Here is a 12,603-nt window from a genome sequence, read left to right on the forward strand (position 1 = left end):
CCTCCAGTCACTGGAGACTTTACCGTCGCGGCCATGACGAACAAAAAGGTGACGCGTGTCGTGAAGATCCAGGTGCGGGCCGGCGAGGCGAACCCGGCGAACGTCGGCAAGGACCTGGGCCCCCTCGGCATCAACATCATGGAGTTCTGCAAGGGGTTCAACGCTGAGACCCAGGACCGGCGAGGCCACGTGATCCCCGCGGTGATCACGGTGTTCGAGGACAGGTCGTTCACCTTCGTCGTGAAGATGCCGACCACGGCCTCCCTGCTCAAGCAGGCCGCGGGCATCGAGAAGGGCAGCGCGCGGGTGGGCTCCCAGCAGGCCGCCGCGATCACGCGGGAACAGCTCCGCGAGGTCGCCAGGACCAAGCTCCCCGACCTGAACACGACCGACCTGGACCAGGCCGAGAAGATCATCGCGGGCACGGCCAGGTCGATGGGCATCACGATCAAGGACTGAGATCCGGAAACCGTCGTTCTTGTACGGCGGGGCGGTGGATTCCGCACCGTACGGCAGGGGCGGCGGTTTCCGTCGTCCACGGGAGGTACCGAAACTCTTTTCGAAGACATGAGGAAGTTACTCGTGCAGGTGTTCGAGTAGGGCGCTACAGTGAAGCCCTCAGTCGAACGCAGGTTCGAGAGGGGGCCGGGATGGCCACGCTCACCACCGCACCACCGCAGCGGCGGATCGGCCGCGCGTGCACGACACGCCGTAGCCCTTTCTACGGAAATCTAGGACGGCCGCTATATCCGGTCATAAAGTCCGAGAGCGTGGACCCGGTACGCAACCCCTACGCCCCCGGCGCCGGACAGCGACCGCCCGAGCTCGCCGGGCGCGACCGTGAGCTGCAGCAGTTCGAGGTCGTGCTCGAACGCGTGGCCCGGGGCCGCCCCGAGCGCAGCATGGTGCTGACCGGCCTTCGCGGGGTGGGCAAGACCGTCCTGCTCAACACCTTCAAGTCCATGGCGATGCAGCGGCTGTGGGGCACGGGCAAGATCGAGGCCCGGCCCGACCAGTCGATCCGCCGCCCCGTCGCCGCCGCGCTGCACATGGCGGTGCGCGAGCTGGCCCCCCGGCACCGCGCCCCCGAGCGCATCGAGGAGTTCCTCGGCGTGCTCAAGGCCTTCGCGATGCGCGACCCCAACGCCGCCAAGGGCACCTCGCACTGGTCCCCCGGCATCGACGTGCCCGCCAGCCGGGGCCGCGCCGACTCCGGCGACCTGGAGATCGACCTGACCGAGCTGTTCGTGGACGCCGCCTCGGTGGCGACCGACCTCGGCGTGGGCATCGCGCTGTTCATCGACGAGATGCAGGACGTGCAGGCGGCGGACATCTCCGCCCTGTGCGCGGCCTGCCACGAGCTGTCCCAGAGCGGGGGCCCGCTGATCGTGGTCGGGGCCGGCCTGCCCCACCTGCCCTCGGTCCTGTCGGCCAGCAAGAGCTATTCGGAGCGCCTGTTCCGCTACGCCCGGATCGACCGCCTCGACCGCGACGCCGCCGACCTCGCGCTGATCGCCCCGGCCGAGCGCGAGGACGTGGAGTTCACCCCCGAGGCGCTGGACGCGCTCTACAAGGCCGCCGACGGCTACCCCTACTTCGTCCAGGCCTACGGCAAGGTGGCCTGGGACCTGGCGCCCAAGAGCCCCATCACCGCCGACGACGTGCGCCTGTCGGCGCCGGAGGCCGAGGAGGAGCTGGCCGTGGGCTTCTTCGGGAGCCGCTACGAGCGCGCCACCCCGGCCGAGCGCGACTACATGCACGCCATGGCCTCGATCGGCGACGACCCGGTGCCGACCAGCGAGGTCGCCGAGCTGCTCGGCCGCAAGCCGTCCAGCCTCTCACCGGCCCGGGACAGCCTGATCAAGAAGGGCCTCATCTACAGCGCCGAGCGCGGGCTGATCGCGTTCACCGTGCCCCACTTCGGCAAGTTCCTGAGAGCCCAGCCCCTCTGACTCGGGAGGGGAAGGAGGGGCTAGAAGAATCTACGACTCTCTAGCATCAGAACTAGAGAGTCGTAGAAAGCCTTACTCGGGTCGCCCGGACCGGTCTCCTTAGTCGAAGAGGTCCTCGAGGAAGCTCTTGCGGCGGTGGCGGCGGTAGTAGTGGTCACCCCCGTAGTGACCGCCGTGGTGGCCGCCGTGGCGGTGCTGGTCGTAGTGGGGCTGCGGAGCGGGCGGCGGGTAGCCGGGGGCCGGGGCGCCACCACTGTGCCAGGACTGCTCGGCCTGGGTGAGGCGCTCCAGCTCACCACGGTCCAGGAAGATCCCGCGGCACTCGGTGCACTGTTCGATGGTCACGCCGCTGCGCTCGTACTGGCGCATCTGGCCGTGACACTTAGGGCAGGTGAACACGTTCATGCTCGGTTCAACGTCCTCTGTCCGATCGGGGTTCCTACGGCCGTTCCAGTGTGACCGCAGGACACGGAAGCCGACACTGTCTGCCGAAATCTAGAGCAATCTAGTGGCCCGCGGATACCCGTCTAGATTCCCGGAGATCCCTGGCCCTCGCCGCGCCGCGGCCCGCCCGCTCGCCCGGAGCGTCGTCCCCGGGCGAGCGCGCCGGCGGCTCCCCGGGCGGGTCCGCCGGCGGCTCCCCGTCCGGGGCCGCTCCCGTCCCCTCGGGACCCGGGGCCTCCGGGAGACCGAGCCGGGGTTCGAGGAGCTCGGGGTCCACGAGCGTGACCCGCACCGCCGGCCGCCGCCCGGTCAGATACACCGCGAAGACCACATCGACCCGCCGCCCCTGTGACTCGCCCCGGTAGACGAAGAAGCGCCAGCACAGCTCCCGCCAACTGTCGTACGGCTCCACGGAGGTGAGCATCCGCTCATGCGACCGCCACACCGCACTCGCCCGCAGCCGCGCCAGCGCCCGTTCCGGCGGCACCGGCCGCACTTCGCACGGGGCGCGATACCGCATCCGCGCCAGGCTCTCCTCCAGCTCCGGCGAGAGGAAGGCCAGCACGGTGAGCGCGACCAGCAGCGCCGCCGCGTGCGCCGGCGACATCCCCGCCACGACCTCCCACCCCGCGCCGGGCACCCCGAGCGAGATCAGCGCGAGGACCGCCAGCAGCACCGGCCGCAGGATCGTGCGCGCCCCGACCGGAGCCGCGCTGACCTCCCCGAAGCAGCCGCACCCCGCGTCGGGCCGTCTCCGCCGCACCTCCACGAGCACGTACGCCGAGATCGCGAACAGCCCCGCCGCCGCCCATTTCCACACGTCGTGGGCGGACACCGCCAGCGCCCCGGCCAGGGCGAGCTCGGCCAGCCCGGCCAGCGCCACGACCGGCGGCCGATACGCCCCCGGCACCAGCGCGGCCGGCCCGAGCACGCGTTCGTCGTCGCCGCGCAGCGACGCCAGTTTGGCCAGCCCCCCGACCGCCAGCAGCACGACCAGCAGCGGCACCTGCGCGGCCCGGATCGCCTCCCACATCGGACGTCACCCCATCCCGATCCGCGCGTTGAAGCAGCCCGCCGCCAGGTCCCCGCCCAGCGCGACGAAGGAGACCGCGGTCAGGTCGGCCACGCGCCCGCGCGGGGAGGTCCCGCACTGCACGCACCGGTCGCAGAACAACCCGGTCACGCATCCGCACTCGACGATCGGCACCGTCGTGGCGAGCCCGGAGCACACGTTCCCGACGTGGAGGCGGCTCCCGATCGCCAGGTACGGCAGGCCGGCGCAGGAGACCCCGGCCCCGGCGCAGCCCGCGTCGCCGCGCTCCAGCATCGGATAGGCCGCCCCCTCCTCCTCGAACCCGTCGAACCACGTCACCGTGCCGGAGATCCGTTTGGGCACCCCGCCGTACGACGGGGTCGCGGGGGGCACGTCCGAGGCCCGGTAGGTCGGCTGGGAGGTCGCGGGCAGCCGGGCGGAGACCTCGCCGTCCTCGCGCACGCAGATCACGTCGAGGAGGTAGCCCGGTTCGAGCTTGGGGTGCCGCACCTGGATCCGCCCGGAGGAGCGGTAGGGCACCGTCACGGTGCGCCGGCCCCGGTGCGGCCCGCAGTCCACCTCGATCGTGCGGTCCCCGCGCCCTCCGGAGATGTCCAGGATCACCCCGTTGACCCGGCTGATGTCCGCCCAGACGGCCTCCACCACCCGTCCCCGCTCCCGCGTACGGATGATCACCTGCGAGCCCGCGCGCAGGTCGCCCGCCGGGATCGGCGCCCCCCGCCAGGCGGTGGCCCAGGGGGCGACGACGAGCCGCTCCTCCACCCCGTCCGGCCTCTCCAGGATGATCAGGTGCGGGCTCACGTCGAGGATCTCGCCCGCGATCACCCGCAGCGGGCCGCCCTCGGCGGAATCGGCGCCCGGCGGCGTGGCGGCGCGCCCCAGAACGGCGGCGGCGAGCGCCGGGCGACGGCTTACGTCTGGTTGCATGACCCCTCCTTTGTACAAGGGTCACGCGCGCCTTCCGCCTTCGCCCCGCTATTCGCCGCGAAAGGACATAGCGGCTACCACCTGGGAAAAAATACCCATCCGCACGGACAAGGGGGCACCTACCGGAGAGAACTCACTTCTACTGGAGTGCGGCTCCTGGACCGCGGCAAGTACCCGACCAGTACCCCTTGCTTGATTGGCGGCCCGGCCCCGCCGTCCGGCGCCCCCGCCTGGCGCGGGCGACGGGGAGCCAGGCACGCCGGGGCTGCTCCTCGTGGGCGCGGACTGCCCGTCAGGGGTCCACGCGGACGCCAGAGATTCATCCGCCGCACCCGGCGCCAGCCGTACGGCGAGAGCGCGCGGCAGCGGCCGGTGGCGGTGGGCGGCAGCCACGCGGCGGGGCGCGGAGCGCGGCAGGGGACGCCGACGAGCAGGGGGTTGGGGGTTCTTTGCCGGGGGTGGGGCGAAATCAGGTGTCCCGTTCAGCCTGAATATGCGGCCAAGCTGCGATTCTGCTGACGATATGGATGAGAGCGACTACGTACCGTCACCAGCGTGAGCGGGCGGCCAGAGGACGACGAGTTCCGCGAGTACGTGGTGACCCGCGGTCCCGCTCTCCTGCGCACCGCTTACGGGCTGACCGGCAACCGCGCCGACGCCGAGGACCTGCTCCAGGCCGCGCTGACGAAGACGTACCTGGCCTGGGACCGCATCCAGGACCGGAACTCGCTCGACGGTTACGTGCGGCGGGCCATGGTCAACACGCAGATCTCCTGGTGGCGGCGGCGCAAGCTGGAGGAGTACCCCTCGGACGAGATGCCGGAGCTCGCCTCGGACGACCCAGCGCACCGCAGCGATCTGCACGACATGATGTGGCGGGCCCTGGAACGGCTCCCGCCCCGGCAGCGTGACGCGGTCGTGCTGCGCTATTACGAGGACCTGCCGGAGTCGGAGATCGCGCATGTCCTCGGCATCACGATCGGCACGGTCAAGAGCACCGTCTCCCGCGCCATCGCCAAACTCCGCGGTGACCTGGAGACGGACGACCTCGCCCCGCAGGCCAAGACCACCTGACGGGGGCGCGGCGAACAGCCGCGGATCAGGGAGGCCACCCGGAGATCAGCGGCGGTCACCGGAAGGTCGGTGGCGGTCACCCGCGAGGTCAGCGGTGCGCCCCGGAGGTCAGCGGGCGCGGCCGCAGCTCAGCAGACGTCGGTTGACCAGGCATCGGTCAAGCAGGCGCGGCCGGAGGCCCGCAGGAGTGGCCGGAGGCCGGCAGGCGTGGCCGGAGGCCGGCAGGCGTGGCCGGAGGCCGGCAGGCGTGGCCGGAGGCCGGCAGGCGTGGCCGGAGGCCGGTAGGAGTGGCCGCAGATCAGTGGGCGTCGCCGGAGGATTCCGCCGGGCCGTCGTGCTCGGTACGGCCGGCGCCCGCCGCGCCCGCGGTGGCACAGGGGCGCACGGCGTCGCGGATCTTGCGCAGGGCGGCCAGGAAGACGTCGAGCTGCTCGGGCGAGAGCAGCCCGGTGAACCAGCGGTCGATGTCGTCGAGGTGCCGGGGGACCACGCGGGCCAGGCGTTCGACGCCTTCGCCGGTGATGGCGGCGTACGAGGTGCGGCGGTCGGTGGCGCAGGCCACCCGCTCGACGAGGCCGCTCCGCTCCAGGCGATCGACGACCCGGGTGATTCCGCTGGTCGAAAGCGAGGTCTGCGCGGCCAGATCGCTCATCCGCAGCCGCCGGCCCGGCGAACGGGCGAGCCGGATGAGGGCGTCGAAGTCCACGACGGACAGGCCCTCCTCGGAGAGAGCCGGCGCCAGCTTGGCCTCCACCCCCGAAAAGGCCTCGGAGAGCAGCCCCATCGCGGTCAGGCGAGGGTCATCGAAGTGCTCCATGCGGCCAGCATACCCAATTAGTTGACACGGGGATTATTTCGCGGGTAGATATCTGTTAGGGCAACTATCCCCGCAGCAAGCAACCCTCAAGGAGACATCATGACTCAGGTCAGCACCCGCGACTGGCAGGGCCTCACCCTCCCCACCCCCGGCACCTTCGTCCTCGACACCGCGCACACGCGCGTGGGCTTCGTGGCGCGTCACATGATGGTGAGCAAGGTGCGCGGGTCCTTCCTGGACTTCTCCGGCAGCATCACCGTCGCCGAGAACCCCCTCGACTCCACCGCCGAGGCCACCATCCAGACCGGCTCCATCGACACCGGCGTGGCCGACCGCGACGGTCACCTGCGCAGCGGCGACTTCCTCGACACCGAGCAGTACCCCACCATGACCTTCCGCACCAACAAGGTCACGGACCACGAGGGCAACAGCTTCACCGTCCTCGGCGAGCTCACCATCCGCGGCGTCACCCGTGAGATCGAGATGACCGTCGAGTTCGAGGGCGTCTCCAAGAGCCCGTGGGGCCAGGAGGTCGCCGGCTTCACCATCAACGCCGAGATCGACCGCGAGGAGTTCGGCCTCACCTGGAACCAGGCCCTCGAGACCGGCGGCGTCCTCGTCGGCAAGAAGATCAAGATCGAGATCGAGGGCGAGGCCATCCGCCAGGCCTGACCCTCCCTCCCCGCGCGGGACCCCGCCCGGGGTCCCGCGGGCGGGGCCGGGCGGACGGAGGTCCGCGAGCGGAGTCCGACGAGCCGAGGCCGGCGAGCGGAGGCCGGCGAGCGGAGGCCGGCGAGCGGAGGCCGGCGAGCGGAGGTAGGCGATCGCCCCGAAGGCCCAACACCCCGGCCCCTCTATCCACTTTGCCGCCAGCCGATACGCCCGGTACTCTGTCCTGAGCCGCAAGGCTCGTCTGGAGGCTTCGCCTAGTCCGGTCTATGGCGCCGCACTGCTAATGCGGTTTGGGTTTACCGCCCATCCGGGGTTCAAATCCCCGAGCCTCCGCAGCTCAAAGCCCCTCTCCACAGCACCACGGAGAGGGGCTTTCTGCGTTCCCGGACCGCCATAGTTGCAGTTCTAGTTGCAGTTCCTCAGTCCTCGCCCCAGAGAGCGGCCCCCATGCGCTCGCTCGCGTCCTGGACGAGGGCCGAGGCTACGTGCGTGTACCGCTCTGTGGTCGTGACCCGGGCGTGGCCGAGGATCTCTTGGACAACCCGGATGTGCACACCCTGCTCTACCAGGAGCGTGCCGGCCGTGTGTCGCGCATCGTGCAGCCGGGCATCCCGTACGCCGGCCTTCTTGAGCAGAGCCTTCCACTCTCGCCAGTCGTCGGTTCGCTCGACCGGCGTGCCGTACCGAGTCGGGAACACCAGCCCATAGTCGTGCCATCGGTCTCCCATCCGCGACCGATCCGCGTCCTGAGCCTCCTTGTGTTCCCGGAGGAGCGGCAGCAGTTCGGGAGGGCACTGGACGGTGAGCTTCCGCCGGCCTTTCCGAGGGCGGAACACGATGCCGCCCCCCTTCCGCTGCGGGCACCGGTCCGCGTGCCCCGTGCAATCCTTCGGGCATGTGCGTCGCGGGCACCGATGTCCCGGCTTCTTGCAGGACGGCCCGCAGCTCCGCTCATGACCGTGAACCTTGCACGGCTTCTTGCACGGCCGACGATGCCACTCCTTCCCGCACGCCACAGGATCGGAACACCCGTGCTCCCACGGTTGGCGCTGCGCCTGGTACCACGCCCTGATCTCTCCCGTGTCCAGATCCACGTACGGCCAGCGCAGGCCGAGCGCCTCGCCCTGCCGGATGCCGAGTGCCAAGGCGACGGACCAGCGTGCCCCGTTGCGGCGATGCCGCGCCACGTTGAGGATGCGCCGGGCTTCCTCCCGCGTGAGCGCCTCCACCTCCGGGTCATCGGCCACAGGGGCGTCAATCAGTGTCGCGACGTTCCGCATGATCTTCCCCCGCCGCACGGCTACCTTGAGCGCCCGCGAGAGGATGCGGTGGATCTTGAGAACGGAGGTGGGAGAGAGCCCCTCAGCGATCATCGCGTTGTAGGCGTGGTCGAGGTGCTCGGGCTCCAGCTTGGGCAACCGGTGCCTGCCGAGCTTCGGCACGATCCAGTTCCGGTTCTTGGACTTGTAGTCCTCCAGGGTGCGGGGAGCCATCTTGCCCGAGACCACGAGACGCTCACAGACCACCCCGAGGTACTCCGTCATCCACTCGGCCACCGTGGGCGACTTCCCCGGCTTGCGAACCTGCCCCGCGTCACGCTGTTTCTCCAACTCTTGGACCTTCCGCGTGACTTCGGCCTCGCTTCGCCCCATACGGTGCCGGCGATCGGGCGAGCCGTCCGGTTTCTGGCCTACCGTGACCCAGCCATGCCAGAAACCGTCCTTGCCGAGGTAGATGGAGGAGCGCCCGTTGGGCTTACGCGAGTCGCTCATGCCGCGTTCTCCGGGCAGGACTCGCACGCGGCCTCCAGGTCCCGCACGAACTCGCGCAGCGCGTCATACGGCACCAGGCGGTAGCCCTCGTACTTGATCGAGCGAAGCCGCCCCGACTTGATCAGGCGGAAGACGGCCGTACGGCTCATGCCTAACATCGCGGCGGCTTCCTTGGGCCGGTAGAGCAACTTGTTCATGTCAGGCCACCTCCCTCAGGTCCGCAGTTGCCGAAAGATCTTGGGTGGGTTGTCCGTCCGCTCTGGCTTGGGCGCGTTGTACGGCGGTGCGCCAGCGGGAGCGGTCGGCCACGGCGCGGAGCAGGCGGTGTGTGATCGGGGGTACGGCCGGGTCGCCGGGCGCGACGGGGAGCCAGGAGAACCGGCGCGGCTCCGGGGTGGCCTGATCGTCGCCGGTTGCTGAAAGGCCGAGCTGTTCCAGGACCCAGGCGCGGCGGTCGTGGGCGTGTTCGCGCAGGGTCTTGCCGGACCATTTGCGGGAGACGAGGACGCGGCGTCCGGCGTAGCCGAGGTGTTCGGCCTTGTGGGCCTTGCCCTTGCAGTGGCCGGGGCGCAGGCCGGCGCGGGCGTTCTTGGGCTGCACGCCGTACCGGAGCCAGTTCGCGCACGTCGGTGAGCACGGCTCGTACCGCAGCGCCTCGACCAGCCGCGCGAGATGTGCCCGCTGATCGTCGTTGTCGGGTTCGTGGCAGTCGGAGAGGCTCTTGGTGAGGTACTTGGCCAGGTAGCGCAGGGCGCGGTCGGCGTCCGGGGTGCCGGACAGGATGCCTTTGATGTCGGCTTGGGGGCCGAAGCGGACCACGTGCAGCGGTTCCGCGTGCTCGTCCTGGTCGAGGGCATCGAGCGCCTGATCCCAGGTCGGCAGGACCTCCCCCGTCGCAGGGTCGAGGTAGCCGACCTCATCGCCGCCCCAGACCGGCAGGTGTTCCCCGTCGAAGACGACCCGATCGCAAGGTGGCCACCACACCTGGTGGTACGTCGCAGCAGCCACGGCCTTGACCTCTGCTCTGGGGAGGGTGCCGCGTACGGCCATGTGGACGTGCGGGGCGAGGCGGCGTTGGGGTTCGACGGTGGCGAAGTACTGCACGTCGTAGCCCGCGACCCGGCGCAGGTTCTGCACGAACCGGTCGATCAGCTTGGGGAAGTGGATCGCGTCCCGGGCGGCCCGCCGGTAGTCGTAGCCGGCCGGGTCCACCGGCGTCCCATCCGCTTTGACCTTGCCGTAGCTGTCGCAGGTGAGCGTGAGGAACAGGGAAGGCCGGTAGACCTTGCCGTCCGGGGCGGTGAACGTGCGCCCTACGGTGCGGTTCTCGACCTTGCGGCGGGGCAGGTCCGGGGCGTCCTGGCGACGCCGGGTGGAGCGCTTGCGCTTCGCGACCGTGGCCGATCCGGGGAGTACGGCCCCGCGGACTCCGGTCTTGGCCAACTCCTCCTCTAGTTCGACGATCAGCGCGTCGAAGTCGGCCGTGTCCTGGCCGGCCTTGGCCGCCTGCTCCCGCCAGGCTTGGGCGTCCGCGCGCTTTTCCATCAGCCAGCGTTGGTACTCGTCCGGGTCGGCCCGCTCGGTGACCGGCTCGTGGTCCAGATGCCAGCCCTCGCGGCACTGAGCGACGCGAAGTTGCTTGGCCCGCTTGGCGCAGCTCGGGCACCTGCTTTCCAGCGTGGCCCCGCACGGGGCATCGATGATCTCGACCTTGCCCGACTCCAAGTCCACCCGCTTGAGCACCACGGGGCGGATGCACACGCCGTGTTCGACGGCTACGGCCTCGACGACTTCCCGGGCGAGCGGGGGCCGTACCCTGCTCGCCCGGGAGGTCCCCCGATCCTCGATCGTCACTGGGCCTCACCCCCGTTCATCTCGATCAGTGCGTGGGAGGTCTGGCCGCACTCGCCGCACTCCACCAGGCAGGCGGCCGGGTCGAGCCAGGAGGCGTTGAGCGTGCCGCAGGTGGGGCAGCGCAGGCCGGTCAGGAAGTGCAGCGGCTCCATCACGCGGCCCTCCCCGTGCGCACGGCGTAGCCCTCCGCCATCTCGCGAATGTCGGCGTCGGAGACGTAGGCGGCCCGCACCCGCACCGGCTCAGGGCTCGTCTCGACCCGGACGTAACCGACGCCGGCGCCGGTGGCGGGGTTGTGGGAGATGCAGTCGGCCAGCGCGCCCCGATCCCGCGCCCCCTCGCCAAGCACCATGTCCACCTGCTCGGGCTCGTCCAGGCGGAGGGCGATCTTGTCGGGGAACAGGTTGCGGACGTTCATGACCTCCTTGCGCGGGTCCTGCAACGCGGCCAGGACCCCGAAGCCGACCGCCCGCCCCTGCGTGGTGAGCGTGGCAAGCGCGTCGTTGATCCGCTTCTTCAGGTCCCGGTCACTCTGATACGCGGTCAGGAACGCGACCTCATCCACGATGATCAGCGTGAACGGGTACGCCTTGGACGGCGTGTGCGAGCGCGTCACACCCGCGAACTTGGCCGCCCGCGCCTGCATCGCGGCCACGGCCTCTTCCAGCAGGTCGGCGCACTCCTTCCCGGTCGCGGCGTAGCGGTGGAACAGCGCCCTGCCGTACGCCAGCTCCATCACCTTCGGGTCGAGCGCCCACAGCTCGACCAGGCCCGCGCGGACGGCGGGGAGCAGGCCCCGGATGACGGACCACTGCACCGAGCCCTTGCCGGCCCCGGTCGCCCCCGCCACCAGCACGTGCGTGCCGTGCACCCGCAGCCGCCACGGGGTGCCGTCCTCGCACACCCCCACCTCCACCGCCTGGAGATCGCTGGTCTCGGGGATGGGCAGGGCCGGAATCGGACTTCCCAGGAGGTCGCGGCGGGGCATGACCAGCTCGACCCGGCCCGGCTTGGCCGTACGCACCCGGCAGGACACGGCGGTGAAGCCGTGCGCCAGGTGATCGGACTTGGCCGCCCAGTCCTGCGCGGACTGGCCGTGCAGCATCGTCACGGTCACGGTGTCGAAGACCGGCCCGCAGCGGACCCGCACCAGCCGGGGCAGGAACTCCCGCCCCCCGTACTGCTTGCCGAGCCCGGTCACGATCATGACCGGCTGCCAGTGCCGCCGGTACAGCCAGAACCAGCGGCCGAAGGCCAGCAGCCGCCAGCCGACCCACCGGTTGAACCCGTCCCGGTCGGCGAACATCCACACGACCAGCGTGCAGACCAGCAGGGACGCGGGCAGTACGGCCGCCTGCCAGCCCACCCGCACCCAGACGGCCGCGAACAGGGCCAGCAGCCCGCAGATGAGCGGGTGCCGTACGACCGTGAGCACCAGGCCCCGGAGGAGACGGCCGAGCGTGGCGCAGATGACGAAGAACGCCGGAGTCTGCACCACCGTCGGGCGGAACATGAGCTGGTTGGGGGTGGTGGAGGCCAGTTCCCGGGTCACGTCCCCGGGCAGTTTGCGCAGCATAAGATGGGGGTTCCTCTCTAAGGATTCGCGTTCTGGGAGAGACCAGGGGCCGCCGGAAGGACCAGTTCCAGCGGCCCCGCTTCACATCTCAGGCCGCCTCGACCTGGCCGGCCTTGTCCTTGCTCTGCGCGGCGTACAGCCGCTCGCAGTCGGCCAGCAGCGCCCCGGCCGCCGCCGCCAACTCCCGCACCGCCGCGACCGTGCCGCCCGTGATCTCCTTGGGCAGGCCGAACCACACGTGCGCGTCCCCGTGGTCGATCGCCAGGAACGGCGACGCCTGCTCACCCGGGTAGTACTGCACCACCGCGCCCTGCTGCGGGTAGACCGATACCTGCACATGCGCCTGCCTGTCCGGCCGCATGTCGATCGTGACGTGGGTGTAGCCGCTCATCAGGCCGGCACCTCCTCGCCGCCCGCGTGCGACTCGTGCCACATCCGCTCCACCTCGGCCGCGAAGAGCC

Annotated in this window: 14 protein-coding genes and 1 tRNA gene; 5 read left to right on the forward strand and 10 right to left on the reverse strand. The window is 70.7% G+C overall.

Features of this window, described 5'->3' with window-relative positions; all coding sequences use genetic code 11:
• Nucleotides 1-33: 33 nt before the first annotated feature.
• Together rplK and D5H75_RS36615 are read left to right on the forward strand one after the other, a co-directional pair.
• Entirely contained in the window at nucleotides 34-459 is a 426-nt protein-coding gene (gene rplK, locus D5H75_RS36610) for a 50S ribosomal protein L11 (RefSeq protein ID WP_119931187.1), read from the forward strand.
• A 311-nt stretch (nucleotides 460-770) separates the two neighbouring features.
• Entirely contained in the window at nucleotides 771-1,952 is a 1,182-nt protein-coding gene (locus D5H75_RS36615; RefSeq protein WP_119931188.1) for an ATP-binding protein, read from the forward strand.
• A 99-nt stretch (nucleotides 1,953-2,051) separates the two neighbouring features.
• Here the strand turns inward: D5H75_RS36615 and D5H75_RS36620 are convergent, their stop codons facing one another.
• The 3 genes from D5H75_RS36620 to D5H75_RS36630 all read right to left on the reverse strand — a co-directional run bounded on the left by D5H75_RS36620 (nucleotide 2,052) and on the right by D5H75_RS36630 (nucleotide 4,377).
• Nucleotides 2,052-2,357 carry a TFIIB-type zinc ribbon-containing protein gene (locus D5H75_RS36620; protein WP_119931189.1) on the reverse strand — a complete coding sequence of 102 codons (306 nt, stop codon included), beginning with the start codon at nucleotides 2,355-2,357 and terminating at the stop codon, nucleotides 2,052-2,054.
• Between the two features lie 100 nt (nucleotides 2,358-2,457).
• The gene (locus tag D5H75_RS36625; RefSeq protein WP_202638860.1) at nucleotides 2,458-3,429 is read right to left on the reverse strand and encodes a MauE/DoxX family redox-associated membrane protein; all 972 of its coding nucleotides are present in this window, start codon (nucleotides 3,427-3,429) and stop codon (nucleotides 2,458-2,460) included.
• A 6-nt stretch (nucleotides 3,430-3,435) separates the two neighbouring features.
• Nucleotides 3,436-4,377, reverse strand: a complete 942-nt coding sequence (locus D5H75_RS36630) for a hypothetical protein (RefSeq protein ID WP_119931190.1) — start codon at nucleotides 4,375-4,377, stop codon at nucleotides 3,436-3,438.
• A 555-nt stretch (nucleotides 4,378-4,932) separates the two neighbouring features.
• On the opposite strand from D5H75_RS36630, the gene D5H75_RS36635 reads away from it, so the two are divergent.
• Entirely contained in the window at nucleotides 4,933-5,451 is a 519-nt protein-coding gene (locus tag D5H75_RS36635) for a SigE family RNA polymerase sigma factor (RefSeq protein WP_119931191.1), read from the forward strand.
• Between the two features lie 298 nt (nucleotides 5,452-5,749).
• On the opposite strand, the gene D5H75_RS36640 is transcribed toward D5H75_RS36635, so the two are convergent.
• Nucleotides 5,750-6,268 (reverse strand): MarR family winged helix-turn-helix transcriptional regulator, encoded by a 519-nt coding sequence (locus D5H75_RS36640; protein WP_119931192.1) that lies wholly within the window; start codon nucleotides 6,266-6,268, stop codon nucleotides 5,750-5,752.
• 99 nt (nucleotides 6,269-6,367) lie between these two features.
• On the opposite strand from D5H75_RS36640, the gene D5H75_RS36645 reads away from it, so the two are divergent.
• Nucleotides 6,368-6,940, forward strand: coding sequence for a YceI family protein (locus D5H75_RS36645; protein WP_119931193.1), 573 nt, complete (start codon nucleotides 6,368-6,370; stop codon nucleotides 6,938-6,940).
• A 243-nt stretch (nucleotides 6,941-7,183) separates the two neighbouring features.
• Nucleotides 7,184-7,273 (forward strand) — tRNA-Ser (locus D5H75_RS36650).
• An 86-nt stretch (nucleotides 7,274-7,359) separates the two neighbouring features.
• Here D5H75_RS36650 and D5H75_RS36655 read toward each other — a convergent pair.
• The 6 genes from D5H75_RS36655 to D5H75_RS36675 form a co-directional block, all read right to left on the reverse strand.
• Nucleotides 7,360-8,712 (reverse strand): tyrosine-type recombinase/integrase, encoded by a 1,353-nt coding sequence (locus D5H75_RS36655; protein ID WP_202638861.1) that lies wholly within the window; start codon nucleotides 8,710-8,712, stop codon nucleotides 7,360-7,362.
• Entirely contained in the window at nucleotides 8,709-8,909 is a 201-nt protein-coding gene (locus D5H75_RS36660; RefSeq protein WP_119931194.1) for a helix-turn-helix domain-containing protein, read from the reverse strand. The genes D5H75_RS36655 and D5H75_RS36660 overlap by 4 nt, the downstream gene beginning before the upstream one ends.
• Before the next feature lies 1 nt (nucleotide 8,910).
• Nucleotides 8,911-10,566, reverse strand: coding sequence for a replication initiator (locus D5H75_RS36665; protein ID WP_119931195.1), 1,656 nt, complete (start codon nucleotides 10,564-10,566; stop codon nucleotides 8,911-8,913).
• Nucleotides 10,563-10,721: a hypothetical protein gene (locus D5H75_RS42340; RefSeq protein ID WP_202638862.1), complete on the reverse strand. Its 159-nt coding sequence runs from the start codon at nucleotides 10,719-10,721 to the stop codon at nucleotides 10,563-10,565. The genes D5H75_RS36665 and D5H75_RS42340 overlap by 4 nt, the downstream gene beginning before the upstream one ends.
• Complete coding sequence (locus tag D5H75_RS36670) at nucleotides 10,718-12,142, reverse strand: FtsK/SpoIIIE domain-containing protein (RefSeq protein WP_119931196.1); 1,425 nt, start codon at nucleotides 12,140-12,142, stop codon at nucleotides 10,718-10,720. The genes D5H75_RS42340 and D5H75_RS36670 overlap by 4 nt, the downstream gene beginning before the upstream one ends.
• A gap of 88 nt (nucleotides 12,143-12,230) precedes the next feature.
• Nucleotides 12,231-12,533 (reverse strand): hypothetical protein, encoded by a 303-nt coding sequence (locus D5H75_RS36675; RefSeq protein WP_119931197.1) that lies wholly within the window; start codon nucleotides 12,531-12,533, stop codon nucleotides 12,231-12,233.
• Nucleotides 12,534-12,603 lie beyond the last annotated feature (70 nt).

This window comes from Bailinhaonella thermotolerans (genome assembly GCF_003594875.1).
GTDB lineage: Bacteria > Actinomycetota > Actinomycetes > Streptosporangiales > Streptosporangiaceae > Bailinhaonella > Bailinhaonella thermotolerans.